Below are 19,393 nucleotides of genomic sequence, written 5' to 3'. Positions count from 1 at the left end.
CGCGGCACATCATCGTGCCGGATCTATTTCGAACAAATATTCCATATTGACAACATTCGCACATTTCATTTCATTTCCACCGAACGCAATGGGCTTTTGCCCGGGAGGAGTGGCATGGGCGGCAAACGCAAACTGGGCGTCGGCCTGATCGGCACGGGTTTCATGGGCAAGGCCCACGCCCTTGGCTTCACGATTGCAGCGCGGGTTTTCGATCTTCCCCTCGAACTGGATCTGGTTTCCGTCGCGGACGTGACACAGGAAAGCGCCGAGGCCGCGCGCGGGCGCCTCGGTTTCCGCAAGGCAACGGCGGACTGGCGGGACCTGTTGACCGATCCCGAGATCGACATCATCGACATCACCACGCCGAACCTTCTCCACAAGGAGATGGCCCTTGCCGCCATTGCCCACGGCAAACATGTCTATTGCGAAAAGCCGCTGGCGCCGACGGTCACCGACTGCGCGGAAATGGTGGCAGCGGCAGAGAAGGCCGGCATCGTCACCCAGGTCGGCTTCAACTACCTCAAGAACCCGCTGATCTTTCTCGCCAAGGACATCATCGAAAGTGGGGAGATCGGCGAAATCCGCTCCATGCGCGGCATTCACGCCGAGGATTTCATGGCGGATGCGAATGTTCCTTGGGGCTGGCGGCTCGACCCGCGGAGCGGCGGCGGCGCGCTTGCCGATCTCGGCAGCCACATCATTGCGTCCATGCGCCACCTGGTCGGACCGATCAGGTCGGTTCTCGCGGAAACGGTCATCCAAATCCCTGAGCGCCCGGTCTCGCTGGGCGCTGCCGAAACGCGTGCCGTCGAAGTGGACGATATCACCCGCGCCTTCGTGCGATTCGAGAACGGCGCGACCGGCAGTTTCGAGGCAAGCTGGATCGCCACCGGCCGCAAAATGCAGCATGACTTCGAAATCTACGGATCGAAGGGCAGTATTGTCTTCACCCAGGAGCGGCTGAACGAAATCAAGGTCTACTATGCGGGCGACAACATTCGCAGCCGTGGCTTCCGCACGATCTGGGCCGGACCCGAACACCCGCCCTACGGCGCCTTTTGCGTGGCGCCGGGCCACCAGATCGGCTTCAACGATCTGAAGGCGATCGAGGTCCACGAATTTCTCGACGCGATCGCCAAGGGCGGCAAGCCCGCAACCGATTTTCGCGAGGGTTACGAGGTGCAGAAGGTGCTGTCGGCGACCTACCAATCGGCCCGCACGAACGAATGGGTCGAAATCGGCTAAGGGTGTCGAGACTTGGGGAATGCTCGGGAATATGCCTCACTCTAACCTTCCCCCGCAAGCGGGGAGAGGGACTTTGCGCCGGCGCTTGCCGCGATTCTCCTTCGCTCCGCTTGCGGGGAGAAGGTGGCCGGAAGGCCGGAAGAGGGGCGGACGTGATCGAAAACCGCCCGAAGCAAAGAAGGGAAAATGGAACATCCATTCTACCGCTACCGCAATCAATCGAATAGAATGAGGCAACGAAACAGACGAGTCTGGAGATTCTGAACGATGCCAACGCCGGAGACGACCGTGGACGTCCCTCAGGATTTCGAGGCGCTGAAGGCCGTTATCCTCGAGCGCAAGGCGCAACTGCCGAAGCGGCTGAAACAGGTCGCCGCCTATTCGCTCGACAATCCGGACGAGATCGCCTTCGGCACGGCGGCAAGCATCGCCACGTCCGCCGATGTCCAGCCCTCGACACTCGTGCGCTTTGCGCAGCATTTCGGTTTCGAGGGGTTTTCAAGCCTGCAGCAGATTTTTCGCGCGAGACTGCGGGAACGTACGCCCGGCTACGAAGAGCGGCTGAAAGCGCTGAGCCAGAACGAACACAGCAAGCTTGAAAGCGGCTCGATCTTCAACGGCTTCGTCGCCGCCGCCCATCGATCGCTGGACAATGTTGCCACGTCCGTCGACCCGGAGGCCTTCGAGCGTGCGGTCGATATCCTCGCCAAGGCCGACACGATCTATCTCATCGCCAAGCGCCGCTCCTATCCGATTTCCAGCTACATGGCCTATGCCTTCGGCAAGCTGAAGGTGAAATACCAGCATGTGGGGACGGCGGCCGGCATCGACGACGACATGCTGGCGATGGCGAACAGGCAGGACGCGGCTTTCGCTGTCAGTTTTTCGCCCTACGCCTCGGAAAGCGCGAGCCAGGCGCGTTTTCTCGCCAGCCGCAGGGTGCCGGTCATATCGCTGACCGACTCGGCTTTCTCGCCGCTCGCGGAATCATCGAAGGTCTGGTTCGAGCTGGTCGAAGCCGATCACGCCGGCTTCCGCTCCCTTTCCGCCAGCATGGCCTTCGCAATGGCGCTGACGGTGGCGATCGCCGAGAAGCGGCAACGCCTGACGGACGGCAGCAACAGTCAATAGAATGAAAATTCCATATTGACGAAATGACGGAATTTATGTTTCATAACCTCATCGCCCATGACATAATCATAATTGTCGGCGCCGGCGCGGCGTCCGCGGGGAGGAAGCAGTGAGCCAGAGTTCATCGGCCGAAAGCCCGTCGGCAAAGGGAGCAAAGCCCCTCGACCTCATCACGATCGGCCGGGCCTCGGTCGATCTTTACGGGCAGCAGATCGGCACGCGCCTGGAGGACGTGGGGAGCTTTGCCAAGTCGGTCGGCGGGTGCCCCTGCAACATTTCGGTCGGCACCGCGCGCCTGGGGCTGAAATCGGCGCTGCTGACGCGTGTCGGCGACGAGCAGATGGGCCGCTTCATCCGCGAGCAGCTGGCGCGCGAGGGTGTCGAGACCCGCGGCATCGTGACGGATCCCGAGCGGCTGACGGCGCTCGCGATCCTTGCCGTCGAAAACGACAAGTCCTTCCCGCTGCTCTTCTATCGCGACAACTGCGCCGACAACGCGCTCTGCGAGAACGATGTCGCGGAAGACTTCATCCGTTCCGCGCGCGCGATCCTCGTCTCCGGCACCCATTTTTCGAAGCCCAACACCGATGCGGCCCAGCGCAAGGCGATGCGGATCGCCAAGGAGAACGGCGCGAGAATCGTCTTCGATATCGATTATCGGCCGAATCTCTGGGGTCTTGCGGGCCACGACGCCGGCGAAAGCCGCTATATCGCCTCCGATCGCGTCTCCGCCCACCTGAAGACTGTTCTCGCCGACTGCGACCTCATCGTCGGCACGGAGGAAGAGGTTCTGATCGCCTCCGGCGAAAGCGATCTGCTCAAGGCGCTCAAGACTATCCGCTCGCTGTCTGAGGCCACGATAGTGCTGAAGCGCGGCCCGATGGGCTGCATCGTCTATGACGGCCCGATCTCGGACAATCTCGAAGACGGCATCGTCGGCAAGGGCTTTCCGATAGAGGTTTACAACGTGCTCGGCGCGGGTGACGCCTTCATGTCCGGCTTCCTGCGCGGCTGGCTGACCGGCGAACCGCACGCGACGTCGGCCACCTGGGCCAATGCCTGCGGCGCCTTCGCGGTGTCGCGCCTGCTCTGCGCGCCGGAAATCCCGACCTGGACCGAACTCACATTCTTCCTCGAAAACGGCAGCAAGGAAAAGGCGCTCCGCAAGGACGAGGCGATCAACCACGTCCATTGGGCGACGACCCGCCGCCGCGACATCCCGCTCCTGATGGCGCTTGCGATTGATCACCGCAGCCAGTTGGAAGACATCGCGGAAGGCAAGCCGGAATTGCTGGCGCGCATCCCCGCCTTTAAGGTGCTTGCGGTCAAGGCTGCCGCCCAGGTCGCCGCCGGCCGCCCCGGCTTCGGCATGCTGATCGACGACAAATACGGCCGCGACGCGCTCTATGCCGCCGGCGCCTACCGCGACTTCTGGATCGGCAAGCCGATCGAACTTCCCGGCTCGCGTCCGCTGCAGTTCGAGTTCAGCCAGGACCTCGGCAGCCGCCTCATCGACTGGCCGGTCGACCACTGCATCAAGGTGCTCTCGTTCTTCCACCCCGATGATCCGGCCGAGCTCAAGGCCGCGCAGATCGCCAAGCTTCGTTCAGCCTTCGAGGCGGCGCGCAAGGTCGGACGCGAGATTCTGATCGAAATCATTGCCGGCAAACACGGCACGCTTGACGATTTCACCATTTCGCGGGCGCTCGGCGAGCTTTACGATGCCGGTTTGAAGCCCGATTGGTGGAAGCTGGAACCGCAGGCAAGCCGCAGCGCCTGGGCCGCCATCGACGCCCTGATCGAAACGCGCGACCCGCTCTGCCGCGGCGTCGTCCTGCTTGGGCTCGAGGCGCCCTATGAGGTGCTGAAGGATGGCTTTGCCGCCGCCCGGACGTCGAAGACGGTCAAGGGCTTCGCGGTCGGCCGGACGATCTTCGCCGACGCCAGCAAGGCGTGGCTTGCCGGCAGCATGACCGACGAGCAGGCGATCGCCGACATGGCGGCAAGGTTCAAGGCGCTGGTGGATCTCTGGCTGCAACTGGGTGAAACAAAGGCTGCATAGGATCGCGTGGGCGACAATGCAGCGGAAAGGGCGAAGCAAGAACTTCGCTCGCGAGGAGGAAACAGACGATGAGCCAGAAAACGGTGCGCCTCACAATGGCCCAGGCCGTGGCGCGGTTCCTGACCAAGCAGATGACGATCATCGACGGCAAGCGCGTGCCGATCTTCGGCGGCGTCTTCGCCATTTTCGGCCACGGCAATGTCGCCGGCGTCGGCGAGGCGCTTTACTCCATCAGGGAAACACTGCCGACCTACCGCGCGCAGAACGAGCAGGGCATGGCGAATGCGGCGATCGCGTTTGCCAAGGCGAGCTTCCGCCGCCGCTTCATGGCCTGCACGACCTCGATCGGTCCCGGCGCGCTCAATATGGTCACATCGGCGGCGCTCGCCCATGTCAACCGGCTGCCGGTTCTTCTTCTGCCCGGCGACGTCTTCGCCAACCGCCGGCCCGACCCGGTGCTGCAGCAGGTGGAGAGCTTCGGCGACGGCACGATCTCGGCAAACGACTGCTTCCGCCCGGTCTCACGCTATTTCGACCGCATCACCCGGCCCGAACAGATCATACCGGCGCTCCGCCGCGCCATGCAGGTCCTGACCGAACCGGCCGATTGCGGCCCGGTCACGCTCTCGCTCTGCCAGGACGTCCAGGCGGAAGCCTATGACTATCCGGAAAACTTCTTCGATGAGAAAGTGTGGGTGCCGCGCCGCGTCGAGCCCGATCTCGACGAACTGGCCACGGCGATCACCACCCTCAAGGCCGCGAAGAAGCCGATCATCGTCGCCGGCGGCGGCGTGCTTTATTCGGAAGCAAGCGCGGAACTCGCGGACTTTGCCGAGAAGCACGGTATTCCCGTCGTCGAGACGCAGGCCGGCAAGTCCTCGCTGCCGCACGCGCACCCGCTCAACATGGGATCGGTTGGCGTCACAGGCACCTCCGCTTCCAACGCGCTCGCCGAGGAGGCCGATGTGGTGCTCGCCGTCGGCTCGCGGCTCCAGGATTTCACCACCGGTTCCTGGGCGCTCTTCAAGAATGATGAACTGAAGATCATCGGCCTCAACGTGCAGCCTTTTGACGCCGGCAAGCACAACGGCCTGCCGCTGATCGCCGATGCGCGGGCCGGCCTCAACCGGATCTCCGGCGGCCTCGGCTCGTACAAGACCGACAGCAATTGGGCGGCGAAGGCCAGGGCCGAAAAGACCGCGTGGCTCGAGGCAGCCGACAAGGCGACGGCCACCACCAATGCGACACTCCCCTCCGATGCCCAGGTGATCGGTGCCGTCCAGCGTGCACGTGGCGGCAAGAAGACGACACTCGTCTGTGCCGCCGGCGGGCTCCCCGGCGAACTGCACAAGCTGTGGCAGGCGGATGCGCCAGGCGGCTATCACATGGAATACGGCTTCTCAACCATGGGATACGAGGTGGCCGGCGGCCTCGGCGTCAAGCTTGCCAAGCCCGACAGCGACGTGGTCGTCATGGTCGGCGACGGCAGCTACATGATGCTGAACTCCGAGATCGCCTCCTCGATCATGCTCGGCGCCAAAATCACCATCGTGCTCCTCGACAATGCCGGCTATGGCTGCATCAACCGGCTGCAGATGGAAACGGGCGGCGCGAACTTCAACAACCTCCTCAAGGACACCCATCACGTGACGCTGCCGGGCATTGATTTTGCCGCCCATGCCGCGGCGATGGGCGCCGTCACTCGCAAGGTCGCCTCGATTCCGGAACTCGAAGCCGCGCTCGCCGAAACGGCGCAAGAGCCGCGCACGACCGTCATCGTCATCGATACCGACCCGCTGATCACAACGGAAGCCGGCGGCCATTGGTGGGATGTCGCCGTTCCCGAAGTGTCGGAACGCGGCCAGGTAAACGCGGCCCGCGAAGGCTACGAAAAGGCGCTTCAGTCGCAGCGGTTCGGTTGATGTCGGAATTAGGCGCCCGCGCTTTCGCGCGGGCGCTTTTCCTATTGGGGCCATTGCCGCCGCGGCCAAGAAATGCCCCTCACCCTAGCCCCTCCCCGCTGGCGGGGAGAGGGGACGAAGTCGGCGCCGCGAGTCACCTTCTCCCCGCCCGCGGGGAGAAGGTGCCCGGCAGATGAGGTGCCCCTGCGCACCCTCTCTGCGCCAAGAAATACCGGAGCATCCGCTTCGAGCACACGACAAACAGAAAGTGAAAAGACATGATCCGCTACGGAACCAACCCGATTGCCTGGAGCAATGACGACGATCATTCGATCGGCGCGCATCTGACGCTCGAGGATTGCCTTTCCGATTGCCAGAAGATCGGCTTCGACGGCATCGAGAAGGGCCACAAGATGCCGTCCGATCCGGAAGCGCTGAAGCAGAAGCTAGCCTCCTACGATCTCGTCTTCGTTTCCGGCTGGCACTCCACCAATCTTCTGACGCATGATGTCGAAGCCGAGAAGAAGGCGATCCAGCCGCATCTCGATCTCCTGAAGCACAACGGCTGCAAGGTGGCGATCGTCTGCGAGACCTCCAATGCCATTCATGGCGACGATTCGAAATCCGTCGCCAACGACAAGCCGGTGCTGCCGGCGGACCAGTGGAAGAAGTTCGGCGCCGATCTCGAAGCGATCGCTCAATATTGCGCCGACCAGGGCATCGACCTCGTCTATCACCATCACATGGGCACGATCGTCCAGACCGGCGAGGAGATCGATCTGCTGATGCAGAACACAGGCCCCGCGACAAAGCTCTTGCTCGATACTGGCCACGCTTGGTTCGGCGGCTCCGATCCGGCGGAAGTCGCTCGGAAATACATGCATCGCGTTCGCCATATCCATTGCAAGAATGTCCGTCCCGCGATCCGCAAGGAAGTGGAGAGCCAGGCCCTCTCCTTCCTCGAGGGCGTGCGCCGCGGCGTCTTCACCGTTCCGGGCGACACCGAAGGTGGCGTCGACTTTCTCGCCGTGCTGAAAATCGCAGCCGAACACGGCTATAATGGCTGGTTGGTGATCGAGGCGGAGCAGGACTCAGCCGTGCGCAATCCGTTCGAGTACCAGTCGCTCGGGCTGAAGTCGCTGAAAGCGTTTGCGAACGAAGCGGGGCTGGATAAGTAAACCCTCTTATCCGACACAGCAGGCGGCGCCCCTCATCCGGCTTCCGCCACCTTCTCCCCGCAAGCGGGAGAAGGGATATATGCCGCAGCGTCCAAGTCCCCTCTCTCCCCGAGCGCGGGGAGAGGCTTACGGTGAGGGGCGGATCACAAAGTACGCAAGATCAGGAGATCGTCATATGTCCAAACTGCTTGTCAAACCCAAGGCACAATCTGGGCTGATGCAGGAGATCACGCCCGAGAGCGCCGGCTGGACCTATGTCGGGTTTGCCCTCAACCGCTTGAAGCCCGGCGAAACGACGGCGGGCGAAGCCGGTGAGAAGGAACTCTGCCTCGTTCTCGTCAGCGGTAAGGCGAAGATTTCCGTCGACGGCGAAGACTTCAGTGAACTTGGCGAGCGCATGACGCCGTTCGAAGGCCAGCCCTATGCCGTCTATGTACCGAAGGGCAGCAAGTGGCAGGCTGAGGCTACCACCGGCCTCGATCTTGCGATCTGCTCCGCGCCCGGTGGCGAGGGCTTCAAGGCCAAGGTCATCCCTCCCGGCACACACCCGCAGATGACGCGCGGCAAGGGCACCAACACCCGTTATGTCACCAACATCATGCCGGAGGACGACGGATCGGCACAGTCGCTGCTTGTCGTCGAGGTGATCACGCCGGGCGGGCACACCTCATCCTACCCGCCGCACAAGCACGACCAGGACGACCTGCCGGCCGAAAGCTATCTTGAGGAAACCTATTACCATCGCCTCAACCCGCCGCAGGGCTTTGCGATGCAGCGCGTCTACACCGACGATCGCTCCCTCGACGAAACCATGGCAGTGGAAGACGGCGACGTGACACTCGTTCCGAAGGGCTATCACCCGGTCGCCGCCGTCCACGGTTATGACGTCTATTATTTGAACGTCATGGCAGGCCCCAAGCGGATCTGGAAGTTCCACAACGCCAAGGAACACGAGTGGCTGTTCACCGGCATCTGAGGAAACGTCTCTGGACGTTTGATACGGCTGGTCTATCGTAATCGCTCAAGCGAAAACCGTGTGAGGAGCGGCCGATGCGGATCGATGGTCAATGCCATTGCGGCCATGTCACCTATGAGGCGGAGATCGACCCGGACGACGTGGCGATCTGCCATTGCACTGATTGCCAGCAACTGACAGGCTCGGCCTATCGCGTCACCGCGAGCACGCCGCGGGCGTCCTTCCGTCTGACCGGCGCCGATCCGAAACTCTACGTCAAGATCGCCGAGAACGGGCGGAAGCGGTTGCAGTTCTTCTGTCCGCAATGCGGCTCGCCGATCTATACGACAGGGACGGATGAGGACGCCGAGGAAATCGGCATCCGTGTCGGCACGATTAACCAACGGCGCCAGCTCGCGCCGCGGTCGCAGATCTGGTGCTCGTCCGCCCTGCCCTGGATCGACGTCAGCAAGCTGCCGGGCGAGCCGCGTGACTAGAGGGATGACGAGAGGCGAATTCAAAATTCTGCGCCGCAGGATCGCCGGTGTGGATGCGGTCGAGGCGGCGACGCGCCATAGCTTTCCGCGCCATAGCCATGAGCAGTTCGGCATCGGGCTCATCCATCAAGGGGCGCAGAAGTCCCTGAGCGGACGCGGACTGGTCGACGCCGAATGCGGCGATGTCATCACAGTCAATCCCGGCGAAGTCCATGACGGCGCACCGATCGGCGATGCCGGCCGCTCGTGGCGGATGCTCTATTTCGAGCCGGCCATCGTCGAAGCCGCCGTCAGCGATATCAGCGAAGGCAGCCGACGATGCTGCGAGTTTACCGACCCGGTCATCCGGAACGCGGCGCTTGCCGCTCGTTTCCGCGAAATCTTCGCGCTCGCGGCGACAGTGGACAGCGACGATCAGATCGTTCGCTGGGACGAACTCGTCCTGACCGTCCTCGCTGAAGCGATGCACCCCGTCCCGCCGGCGAACGCTCCGGCGAGAGCGCCAGCGTCGATCGCCACGGCGCGCAGCCTGATCGATGATGACCCGCTGGCCTCCGTCACGCTTGCGGACATGGCGCGCGCCAGCGGCCTTAGCCGGTTCCAGGTTGTGCGCGGCTTTGCCCGGGCGACAGGCCTCACGCCTCACGCCTATCTGATGCAGCGTCGCATCGACATCGTCCGGCGCCTGATTGCTGAAGGCACGCCGCTCGCAGAGGCGGCGATCGCCGGCGGCTTTGCCGACCAGAGTCATATGACACGCCTCTTCGTGCGCGCCTACGGTGTTTCGCCCGGCGCCTATGCCACAGCCTTCGGCTAGAGCGGGATGAGGAAAAGTGTACGCGGTTCTCCGCCCGCATCCCGCCCAAAATCACCGTGATCTAGCGCCTGCAATTCCGTTCAAGACCGCAAAGCCCGGATCGGATTTTTCTACCACTTCCGAGAATGAGGATTGGCGGACGATGTCGCAACGGTTTCAAGGTTATATCTATCTGTCGCTCGCAATGCTGCTTGTCGGCAGCACGGTGGTCGCGAGCAAGATCATAGCGTCCGGCTTGCCGCCATTCGCCGCAACGACCGTGCGCTTCGCCCTCGCCTTGCCGCTCTTCCTCGTGCTGATGCGCGTGACCGCGACGGCATGGCCAAAGCTACAAAGGCGCGAATGGCTCATACTGCTCGTCCAGGCGGGCGCCGGCAGCGTCGGTTACACGACGCTCCTGATTTCCGGCCTGCGGCTGGCACCGGCTGCCGATGCCGGCGTCATCATCGGCACTCTCCCCGTTATTTCGGCTGCAATCGCCATTCTCGTTCTTGGCGAGAGGCCCCAGCGTTCCGTGCTTCTCGCGATCGTTCTCGCCGCCGCCGGCGTCCTTTCGATCGTATTCCGCGCCGATGCCGACAATAAGCATTCGCTTCTCGGCAGCGCGCTGATTTTCGGCGCCGTCATCTGCGAAGGCCTCTTCATTCTCATCAACAAACGCGTGAAATCCGCGATCTCGCCCCTCGCGCTGTCGACAATGATGGCCTGCCTGGGCATGGCTGTTGCCGCCCCGATCGCCTTGCTCGAAATGCCGAGCATCGACGCGATCACCGCGCAAGCCGTCGCCGCCGTCGTTTATTATGCGCTGATCCCGACGGTCGGTGGTTTCCTGCTATGGTACGCAGGTCTGGCGAAGGTGAGCGGCACGGAGGCTTCTGTTTTCACCGCGCTGGCGCCGGTCTCAGCCGTTCTCCTCGCCTCAGTGGTGCTTGGAGAACCGATCCGCCCGAACCAGATGCTCGGCATCGCCTGCGTGCTTGCTGCCGTTCTCAGCCTGGGATTTCGCACATCCGGGATACTACGCCACGCCCAGCGGCAGTCGGAAGCCTGATGCACATTTCGACCTTTTGTCGAGCACCACTGCAATTACCATTCCGTAAGCACGAGGCAACGCCATGTATTTCCGCCACGCAAGCGACGTCTGGGAGGATTTCCCCGAGCTTTCCGCCGGTGTTCTTCACGCCGAAGGCATCCATCGCCCCGTGTCCGTCGATGCGCATATCGCCCGTTTCGAGGCTGCGGCGAGGACTCGGCTTGCCGCGCGTTCGGAGGCCGAACTGCCGGAGATCCAGGCATGGCGGCGCGCATTCTCACGCATGGGGCTGAAGCCGACCCAATATCGTTCAGCCTCCGAGGCGCTTCTCAGACGTTTCCGGAAGGAAGGATCCCTGCCGCGGATTCACCCGTTGATCGATCTTTGCAACGCGCCATCGATCGCCTTTGCTATTCCGGTCGCAGTCTTCGATCTCTCCAAGGTGGCCGGTCATCTTGAGGTTCGCCACGCCGTCGGCAACGAGACATACATCACGTTCTCTGGCGAGACCGAGCACCCCGAGCAGCACGAAGTGATCTTCGCGGACGAAGAAGGGCGAGCGCATGCCCGCCGCTGGACCAACCGGCAGAGCGGCTATTCGGCGGTCGGCGGCCAGACGACGACCGTACTGGTGGTTGCCGAAGCGCTGCATGCGCGCGCTGAGACAGATGTGAGCCGGCTCGTCGATGAACTTGCTGGAGCTATAGCCGCCGCCTGGATCATCAATCCACGAAGCGCGATATTGGGTCGCCCGTCGCCGCGCTTCGATATCTGAGGCCGGGCGCGAGATTTGGCCAAAATCCTTTGACGGCGCAAATTCGGCTCCAATATCATCCGGCCGAACCGCAACTCGGGATTGACCTGCCATGTCCGACGAACGCGCCACACCATGGTTCCTGAACCTCAAGCAGGCGCTCCTCGATCGGCGCGGGCTCGAGGAAATCTTCCGCCACGTCCGCAATCTGGTTGTCGCGACCCTGGTCATCGCAGCCGGCCTGCATGCCGTCGAGCATCCCGACATCATCGATGCGAAGGGGCTGTTGAGCATCCCGGTCGCCGGCTACTTCGTCTTCTCGACCGGGATTGCGCTGTTTTTCCTCAACTTCGCGGACGGACTTCATCGGCTTGGGAAGATCAAGCGTCACGTCGCTCTGCAACTGCTGCTGGTGGCCGTCTACGTTTTGGTCACCGTCCGTGTCGCCCAACTAATCCTGGCTCTCCGGATGACGCCATCCTAGCCGGCGCTGTGCGGGCGCCGGCTACGATCTTGCCGTGGATTGATCACGCCGCCTTGGCGACGTGATACTCCTTGATCGCCACCATCTTGATCGCCGGATAGCGTTCCGCCTCGTAGCGCAGCGAGAAGCCGTCCTGCGCCAAGAATACCGGATCGCCGTCGAGATCGCGCGCGATATCGCCGCGGCGGGCCGTGATGAACTTGTCGAGTTCGCCCGGATGATCGGCGGAAACCCAGCGGCAGACGGAAAAGCGCGACATTTCGAAGGAGACCGGAAGCCCGTATTCCGCCTGCAGGCGCTCCTTTAGAACGTCGAGCTGCAGCGCGCCGACGACGCCGACGATCGCCGGCGAGCCGTCTTCCGGCGAGAAGAGCTGCACGACGCCCTCTTCCGCCATCTGCTGCAGCGCTTCCTTCAGCTTTTTCGCCTTCATCGCATCCTCGAGCCTGACGCGGCGGAGAATTTCCGGCGCAAAGTTCGGCACGCCCTGGAAGACGAGCGGCTCGCCCTCGGTGAGCGTATCACCGATCCGGAGCGTGCCGTGGTTCGGGATGCCGACGACATCGCCGGCAAAGGCGGTATCGGCGAGCTGGCGCTGCGAGGCGAAGAAGAACTGCGGCGCGGTCAGCCCCATCTGCTTGCCGGTGCGCGAGAGCCGTGCCTTCATGCCGCGCTCGAGCTTGCCGGAGCAGACGCGGACGAAGGCGATGCGGTCACGATGGTTCGGGTCCATGTTCGCCTGGATCTTGAAGACGAAGGCCGTCATCTTCTCGTCCGTCGCCTCGACGGTGCGGATATCGGCGACCTGGGCGCGCGGCGGCGGCGCAAATGCGCTTAACGCATTGATGAGGTCGCGCACGCCAAAATTCCGGAGCGCCGAACCGAAGAACACCGGCGTCAGATGGCCTTCGAGGAAGGCCTTGTGATCGAACGGCTTGCAGGCCTCGATCGCCAGCGTCGTTTCCTCGATGAAGGCGTCTCGCTCGTTTTCGGGAAGGCGATGCGAAGCCATTTCCGGATCGTTCACCTTGGTGAGCCGCTCCTGCGTGTCGGCGCCGCGCACCTCGTTGGTGGCGAGGTGATAGGTGCCGCAGAAGGTCTTCGACCGGCCGATCGGCCAGGTGACCGGCGCGCAGTCGAGAGCCAGCTTGTGCTCGACCTCGTCGAGGATCTCGAAAGGATCACGGCTCTCCCGGTCCATCTTGTTGACGAAGGTGATGATCGGAATATCGCGCAGGCGGCAAACCTCGAAGAGTTTCAGCGTGCGCGGCTCGATGCCCTTGGCGGCGTCGATAACCATGACTGCCGCATCCACCGCCGTCAGCGTCCGGTAGGTATCGTCGGCAAAGTCCTCGTGACCTGGCGTGTCGAGCAGATTGAAGACAGTGTCGTCGTATTCGAAGGTCATCACCGAGGTGACGACGGAGATGCCGCGTTCGCGCTCGATCTTCATCCAGTCCGAGCGGGTCTGGATGCGGTCTTTCTTGGCCTTGACCTCGCCGGCGAGCTGGATCGCGCCGCCGAAGAGAAGGAGCTTTTCGGTGAGCGTCGTTTTCCCGGCGTCCGGGTGCGAAATGATCGCAAATGTGCGGCGGCGGGAAACCGCCTCGGCAATGCTTTCGGCCATATTCTAGTATCCTGTGAGTTGCGGCGTCTTTACAGGCTCGCAGACCAATATGCAATTGACTGCGGCAAGACCGCTGGCGCTTATGACGGAATGATCATGCATTCACTCGAAAACCGCCCTGCCCTCACCCTCGTCCGCCTGCCGCACGCGCAGGATCTCGACCTGCCCGCCTATGAGACGACGGGCGCCGCGGGCATGGATTTGCGCGCGGCTGTTCCCGCTGGCGAGCTGATGACGATCAAGCCGGGCGGCCGGGTGCTGGTGCCGACCGGGTTCATCTTCGAAATTCCCGCGGGCTACGAAGGACAGGTGCGGCCGCGCTCTGGCCTTGCCTTCAAGCACGGCATCACCTGCCTCAATACGCCGGGAACGATCGACAGCGACTATCGCGGCGAAGTGAAGGTGCTGCTCGTCAATCTTGGCGAGAAGGATTTCGTCGTCGAGCGCGGCATGCGCATCGCCCAGATGGTGATCGCGCCGGTGACGCAGGTGGCGATCCGCGAGGCGGACGGGGCCAGCACGACCGCACGCGGCGCTGGTGGATTCGGCTCTACCGGATCCAAGTAGAATGGAATGAGGAAAAGTGTGCGCGGTTTTCCGCCCGCATCCCGCTCCAACTGCATAAAGCAAGTATCTAAAGCGGCGGCAGCCGGCGCTTGACCGGTGTCGACTTGACGATCGAGGTATTCGTCTGCGCCCGTTCGGCAATGCGGTCGAGGATCGTGTCGAGCTCTTCCATATCCCGCACGAGCATCTTGGCGATGAAGCAATCGTCACCGGTAATCTTGTCGCATTCGACAATCTCCGGCGTTTCCTGAATGAGCTTTTCGACGATGTGCAGCATGCCTGGAAGCGGCCGGACGCGCACGACCGCCTGCAGCGGATAGCCAAGTTGCGCCGGATTGACGGAGACGGTGAAGCCATTGATCACGCCGCGGTCCTCGAGCTTGCGCAGCCTGTCGGCGGCGCTCGGCGAGGAGAGGCCCGCCTCCTGCGCCAATTCCTTCAGCGACACGCGGGCATTCGCTGCGAGAATCTCGAGAATACGGCAATCGACATCATCCAACATCAAGTCATCCTCAATAAGACAAAGTAGCAGCTTTGCCTTTCATAATTAGGCATCATAGTCCATCTTCCTTCTTGGATCCATATAAAGTCGCCCAACAGCCGAGTATTGTTGGCGATCAGAAAAGGAGACCAGTCATGGACGGAGAGCTGAAGCGCGGAAGCATGGAGATGACGGCGGCGATGCTGATCTCGGGGACAATCGGCTGGTTCGTGCTGATGTCCGGCCAGCCGGTGACGGGCGTCGTTTTCTGGCGTTGCGTGTTCGGGGCGCTGACGCTGATTGCGCTGGCCGCGATGCTCGGGCTCATCGACTTTCGCCATCTGAAGCCACGCGTCGTCTTCCTTGCAGCACTCGGCGGTGTCGCGATCGTCGTCAACTGGCTCCTGCTCTTTGCCGCCTATTCGCGCGCATCGATCTCGATTGCGACGATGGTCTACAACACGCAGCCCTTCATGCTGCTTGGACTTGGCGCGCTTTTTCTTGGTGAGCGGATCACGATGAACAAGCTTTTCTGGCTTTCGGTTTCCTTCGCGGGAATGATCGCGATCCTCTCCGCGAAACCGGGCGGCGGCTTCGATGCCGAGCACTATCTTGCTGGTATCGCGCTTTCGATCGGAGCGGCGTTCTTCTACGCGATCGCCGCGCTCCTCACCAAGCTCCTCAAGGGCACGCCGCCGCATCTGATCGCGCTCATTCAGGTGATCACCGGGGCGATCATGCTGGCGCCCTTCGCGCTCTCCGCACCGCCGCCGCAGGATGCATGGCAGTGGACGCTGCTTATCGCCGTCGGCGTCGTGCACACCGGCATCATGTATATTCTGCTCTACGGAGCGATCCAGCGGCTGCCGACGCATATGACGGGCGCACTCTCCTTTATTTATCCGATCGCCGCGATCCTCGTCGACCGCGTCGCTTTCGGCCATGAATTGCAGCCGGTACAGATCGCCGGGTCGGCGGCGATCCTCCTTGCCGCGGCCGGCATGAACCTCGGCTGGAGCGTTCGGTCGATCCTGCTTCTCAAGCGCGCAATCAGACCGAGCGCCTGATCGTCAGGCACTCGCTACCTCGTTCGCGTGCACTGCTCTACTGTTGCGCTCGATGCACTCTGCGACGAGCGCCTGCAGGCGCCACAGATTACGGTCCCGAATACCCCTGTCCTCGAGATGCGTCACGGTGTTGAGCAGATATTCCGCGCCTGAGCCGACATGGCCGCATGCGCAAGCCAGCACCTCCGCGACGGCTTCGAGCGAGAGACTTCCGGCATAGAGCGGCGAAGCGCGGTTCATGACAAAGGCCAAGGCCGGGGTTCGGCCGAAGGCGGTCTCGACGGTGATCCAGCGGGGCATGCTGTTGGGCGGTTTATAGGTGAACTCGCGCCGGAAAAGCTTTCCGAGCTGCCCCTCAAGGTTGTCCTTAGGCAGTTCATAGAGGAGACCGCGGCACTGTCCTCCGCGATCGAGCGCCATCATAAGGCCCGGCAGGTCGGGGGTTCCCCGGAAGCGGGTCATTCGGAAGCAAAAGGAACGATGCCAGCCCCGGGCAACGCCGATCTCTTCAGCGACATGTTCGATCTCCGGCTTCCAGATCAATGATCCATAGGCGAAGAGCCGCGTTGGCGACCCAGGAGCCGGATGGTTCCTGATCATCCGCTTCACCCAGTCGTCGTAGTCCGCGTCGCTATGGAGCTCGACACCGGGCTCCACGCCCTTGTCGACGATCGTTTTATGGACCTGCGCGACGTGGGCTGGCGTCAAGCTGAGTGAGCTCCGTGTGTCCGGCATCGTCAAAACCTCGATAGTGCAGAGAAAGATCGCCGACGGCAGACATGAAAGCAAGCCGCCACCCGCCTCGCAGCTTCAGTCGCGCGCAGAGCTCTATCTCCGCGCCTCCGCCGCCATGCTGACCGCCAGACCGGCAAGCACCGTGCTCATCAGCCAGCGCTGCATCAGCATGAAGAACGGGCGGCCGGTGAGAAAGGCGGCGACCGACGCCGCGGTCAACGCGATCAGCGCGTTGACGGTGACACTGATCATGATCTGCAGGCTGCCGAAGGTGAGCGACTGCAGAAGGACGTCACCTTGTTCAGGGCGGATGAACTGCGGCAGCAGCGAAAGATAGAGCACCGCCACTTTCGGATTGAGCAGGTTCGTGACAAGCCCCATGACGAAGAGCTTGCGCGGCCCGTCCTTCGGCAGATCGCGCACCTGAAACGGCGAGCGGCCGCCGGGTCTTACGGCCTGCCAGGCGAGGTAAAGCAGGTAGAGGGCGCCTGCGAAACGCACCGCGTCATAGGCATAGGGTACCGCCAGAAGCAGGGTGGTGATACCGAGCGCGGCGAAAACCATGTAGAAGACGAAGCCGACCGCAACGCCGCCGAGGGAGACGAGACCCGCCACCGGTCCCTGGCAGATGGAGCGGGAGATCAGATAGATCATGTTCGGTCCGGGTGTCAGTACCATGCCGAGGGCAATCAGGGCAAAGGCGATAAGGCTCTGAACATCAGGCACGTTGCGCTCCGAACGAATGTCAGCACTGTCGCCGCGACACTCTCATGATCTCCTTGCACCGGGCAACGCAATTGCTGTCACCCTGACAATCTGACCGCGAAATTTCGCCTCGCGGATTTCGCTTTTCAGCGCGCTGCTGTAGACAAATGCAGGAGCATGTTCGGAGACGCTTCATGACGCTCGCAGCCCTTCTTGCCTATAGCGGCGCCCTCTTCATTGCGGCAATCATTCCCGGTCCTGGCGTGACCGCGCTCGTTGCGCGGGCGCTCGGATCCGGCTTTCGCGAAACCTTCTTCATGGGCCTCGGGCTGATCCTCGGCGACATGGTCTATCTGACTGCCGTGGTGTTGGGGCTCGCCTTCGTCGCGCAGACCTTCACCACGGCCTTTCTGGCCGTGAAGATCGCTGGCGCGCTCTATCTCGGCTATATCGCCTGGAAACTCTGGACCGCCGGCCTTCTGCCGCAGGATATACAGGCGCGGAAATCGGCAAGCGCGACGATGTCCTTCCTGTCGGGACTGATGGTGACGCTCGGCAATCCCAAGACCATGCTGTTCTATGTGGCACTGGTACCGACGCTGATCGATCTCGCGGCAATCGGTCCCGAGGATTACGGCCTGCTGCTGGCGGCGACTTTCCTTGTCCTTCTCGCCGTGCTGCTGCCCTACATGCTGCTCGCGGCCCGCGCGCGCTCGCTTCTGAAGCAGCCGAAGGCGCTCAGGGCCCTGAACCGCGCGGCCGCCGGCATTCTTGCCGGAACGGCCGCCTACATCGCTACCCGCGCGACTTGAAAAAAGATTTCTCCGCCGGCCGCCGCGCAGACGCTTTTTCCTCCGGCTGGCGGGCTTCGAGGCCCATCTCGCCCTACAGCGCCGCGTCTGATCAGACGTGCAAAGACGCTGTAGCACTTTGAATTGCTGTATGTTTTATCCTTAAATCGGAACCGATCTAAGGAACATGCAGTAGAACGGCCCAGTCATTGCCCGTATTCTCGCTGCAACGATGTCAACTGAAGGGAGCAACACATGTCCGAAACGCGTAAGCCTGGCCGCGGCCGCGTCTTTTCCTCGATCACCGAAACGATCGGCGACACTCCCATCGTACGCCTCGACAAGCTGGCAAAAGAGAAGGGCGTAAAGGCAAACCTTCTTGCCAAGCTCGAGTTCTTCAATCCGATCGCCTCGGTCAAGGACCGCATCGGCGTTTCGATGATCGAGTCGCTCGAGGCACAGGGCAAGATCGTACCCGGTCGCACGACGCTCATCGAACCGACTTCGGGCAACACCGGCATTGCGCTCGCCTTCGTCGCAGCCGCCAAGGGTTATAAGCTGATCCTCACCATGCCCGAAACGATGTCGGTCGAGCGGCGCAAGATGCTCTATTTGCTTGGCGCCGAGCTGGTTCTGACGGAAGGCGCCAAGGGTATGAGGGGTGCAATCGCCAAGGCGCAGGAATTGGTCGAGACGCTGCCGGACGCGATCATACCGCAGCAGTTCGAGAATCCGGCCAACCCGGAAATCCACCGCAAGACGACAGCCGAGGAGATCTGGAACGACACCGACGGCAGCGTTGACATTCTCGTCTCCGGCATCGGCACGGGCGGCACGATCACCGGCGCTGGCCAGGTACTGAAGGCGCGCAAGCCCTCGATCAAGGTGATCGCCGTCGAGCCGGAGGAATCCCCGGTCCTCTCCGGCGGCGATCCTGGACCGCACAAGATCCAGGGAATCGGCGCCGGTTTCGCGCCGGCAATCCTCGACACGGGCGTTTATGACGAAGTCGTGACCGTGAACGCGAGCGAAGCCGTCGAAGCCGCACGCCTCGTCGCAAGGCTCGAAGGCGTGCCTGTCGGCATTTCCGCAGGTGCCGCCCTCCAGGCCGCGATCGAAATCGGCCAGCGCGAGGAAAACGCCGGCAAGAACATCGTCGTCATCATCCCATCCTTTGCCGAGCGCTACCTCTCGACGGTTCTTTTCGATGGGTTGGGCGGGTAAACCGCACTTGGCCAAAGGGCGCCTTCGGGCGCCCTCTTCGTTTTCGCGGGGCGCTTCCCTTCACGGATGATTCGGTGAAGCATATCGACCGTGCGAGTCCTGCCTCTTGATCTCGTGGCGAGATGCCGTGGGGCGCGGC

19 protein-coding genes are annotated in these 19,393 nt (G+C 62.5%); 15 read left to right on the top strand and 4 right to left on the bottom strand.

All coding sequences use genetic code 11. The features are described from left to right. Window positions 1–114 precede the first annotated feature (114 nt). The 11 genes from QN219_RS16400 (at window position 115) to QN219_RS16350 (ending at window position 12,057) form a co-directional block, all read left to right on the top strand. A complete protein-coding gene (locus QN219_RS16400; RefSeq protein ID WP_284000795.1) occupies window positions 115–1,245 on the top strand; it encodes a Gfo/Idh/MocA family oxidoreductase in 1,131 nt (376 codons plus the stop codon). 267 nt (window positions 1,246–1,512) lie between these two features. Beyond that, window positions 1,513–2,376 carry a MurR/RpiR family transcriptional regulator gene (locus tag QN219_RS16395; RefSeq protein WP_284000794.1) on the top strand — a complete coding sequence of 288 codons (864 nt, stop codon included), beginning with the start codon at window positions 1,513–1,515 and terminating at the stop codon, window positions 2,374–2,376. Window positions 2,377–2,485: 109 nt separating this feature from the next. Next, entirely contained in the window at window positions 2,486–4,438 is a 1,953-nt protein-coding gene (iolC, locus tag QN219_RS16390) for a 5-dehydro-2-deoxygluconokinase (RefSeq protein WP_284000793.1), read from the top strand. Between the two features lie 68 nt (window positions 4,439–4,506). After that, window positions 4,507–6,360: a 3D-(3,5/4)-trihydroxycyclohexane-1,2-dione acylhydrolase (decyclizing) gene (iolD, locus tag QN219_RS16385; RefSeq protein WP_284000792.1), complete on the top strand. Its 1,854-nt coding sequence runs from the start codon at window positions 4,507–4,509 to the stop codon at window positions 6,358–6,360. Between the two features lie 257 nt (window positions 6,361–6,617). Further along, the gene (gene iolE / locus QN219_RS16380) at window positions 6,618–7,517 is read left to right on the top strand and encodes a myo-inosose-2 dehydratase (protein WP_284000791.1); all 900 of its coding nucleotides are present in this window, start codon (window positions 6,618–6,620) and stop codon (window positions 7,515–7,517) included. Between the two features lie 175 nt (window positions 7,518–7,692). Continuing rightward, window positions 7,693–8,493, top strand: coding sequence for a 5-deoxy-glucuronate isomerase (gene iolB, locus QN219_RS16375; RefSeq protein WP_284000790.1), 801 nt, complete (start codon window positions 7,693–7,695; stop codon window positions 8,491–8,493). A gap of 74 nt (window positions 8,494–8,567) precedes the next feature. Then, window positions 8,568–8,969: a GFA family protein gene (locus QN219_RS16370; RefSeq protein ID WP_284000789.1), complete on the top strand. Its 402-nt coding sequence runs from the start codon at window positions 8,568–8,570 to the stop codon at window positions 8,967–8,969. A gap of 4 nt (window positions 8,970–8,973) precedes the next feature. Then, window positions 8,974–9,786, top strand: coding sequence for an AraC family transcriptional regulator (locus QN219_RS16365; RefSeq protein WP_284000788.1), 813 nt, complete (start codon window positions 8,974–8,976; stop codon window positions 9,784–9,786). 142 nt (window positions 9,787–9,928) lie between these two features. Next, window positions 9,929–10,837: a DMT family transporter gene (locus QN219_RS16360; protein WP_284000787.1), complete on the top strand. Its 909-nt coding sequence runs from the start codon at window positions 9,929–9,931 to the stop codon at window positions 10,835–10,837. 64 nt (window positions 10,838–10,901) lie between these two features. Next, window positions 10,902–11,594: a phenylalanine--tRNA ligase beta subunit-related protein gene (locus tag QN219_RS16355; protein WP_284000786.1), complete on the top strand. Its 693-nt coding sequence runs from the start codon at window positions 10,902–10,904 to the stop codon at window positions 11,592–11,594. A gap of 91 nt (window positions 11,595–11,685) precedes the next feature. Further along, on the top strand, window positions 11,686–12,057 hold the full coding sequence (locus QN219_RS16350) for a hypothetical protein (protein WP_284000785.1): 372 nt from the start codon (window positions 11,686–11,688) through the stop codon (window positions 12,055–12,057). 43 nt (window positions 12,058–12,100) lie between these two features. Here the strand turns inward: QN219_RS16350 and QN219_RS16345 are convergent, their stop codons facing one another. Continuing rightward, window positions 12,101–13,684 (bottom strand): peptide chain release factor 3, encoded by a 1,584-nt coding sequence (locus QN219_RS16345; RefSeq protein WP_284000784.1) that lies wholly within the window; start codon window positions 13,682–13,684, stop codon window positions 12,101–12,103. Between the two features lie 96 nt (window positions 13,685–13,780). Here QN219_RS16345 and dut point away from each other — a divergent pair, with 96 nt between their 5' ends. Continuing rightward, a complete protein-coding gene (gene dut / locus QN219_RS16340) occupies window positions 13,781–14,251 on the top strand; it encodes a dUTP diphosphatase (RefSeq protein WP_284000783.1) in 471 nt (156 codons plus the stop codon). A gap of 67 nt (window positions 14,252–14,318) precedes the next feature. Here the strand turns inward: dut and QN219_RS16335 are convergent, their stop codons facing one another. Continuing rightward, on the bottom strand, window positions 14,319–14,753 hold the full coding sequence (locus QN219_RS16335) for an Lrp/AsnC family transcriptional regulator (protein ID WP_173511160.1): 435 nt from the start codon (window positions 14,751–14,753) through the stop codon (window positions 14,319–14,321). A 134-nt stretch (window positions 14,754–14,887) separates the two neighbouring features. Here QN219_RS16335 and QN219_RS16330 point away from each other — a divergent pair, with 134 nt between their 5' ends. Then, complete coding sequence (locus QN219_RS16330) at window positions 14,888–15,799, top strand: DMT family transporter (protein WP_284000782.1); 912 nt, start codon at window positions 14,888–14,890, stop codon at window positions 15,797–15,799. Between the two features lie 3 nt (window positions 15,800–15,802). Here the strand turns inward: QN219_RS16330 and QN219_RS16325 are convergent, their stop codons facing one another. Together QN219_RS16325 and QN219_RS16320 are read right to left on the bottom strand one after the other, a co-directional pair. Then, on the bottom strand, window positions 15,803–16,534 hold the full coding sequence (locus QN219_RS16325; protein ID WP_284000781.1) for a gamma-glutamylcyclotransferase: 732 nt from the start codon (window positions 16,532–16,534) through the stop codon (window positions 15,803–15,805). Window positions 16,535–16,627: 93 nt separating this feature from the next. Beyond that, window positions 16,628–17,212, bottom strand: a complete 585-nt coding sequence (locus tag QN219_RS16320; RefSeq protein ID WP_289624165.1) for a LysE family translocator — start codon at window positions 17,210–17,212, stop codon at window positions 16,628–16,630. 221 nt (window positions 17,213–17,433) lie between these two features. On the opposite strand from QN219_RS16320, the gene QN219_RS16315 reads away from it, so the two are divergent. Together QN219_RS16315 and cysK are read left to right on the top strand one after the other, a co-directional pair. Further along, a complete protein-coding gene (locus tag QN219_RS16315) occupies window positions 17,434–18,051 on the top strand; it encodes a LysE family translocator (protein WP_284000779.1) in 618 nt (205 codons plus the stop codon). Between the two features lie 234 nt (window positions 18,052–18,285). Beyond that, the gene (gene cysK / locus QN219_RS16310; RefSeq protein WP_284000778.1) at window positions 18,286–19,254 is read left to right on the top strand and encodes a cysteine synthase A; all 969 of its coding nucleotides are present in this window, start codon (window positions 18,286–18,288) and stop codon (window positions 19,252–19,254) included. The last annotated feature ends 139 nt before the right edge of the window (window positions 19,255–19,393 follow it).

Origin of the sequence: Sinorhizobium sp. 8-89 (assembly GCF_030124325.1) — a bacterium.
GTDB lineage: Bacteria > Pseudomonadota > Alphaproteobacteria > Rhizobiales > Rhizobiaceae > Sinorhizobium.
The sequence above is the reverse complement of the archived record's forward strand: the minus strand, read 5'-3'. Positions and strand labels throughout refer to the sequence as shown.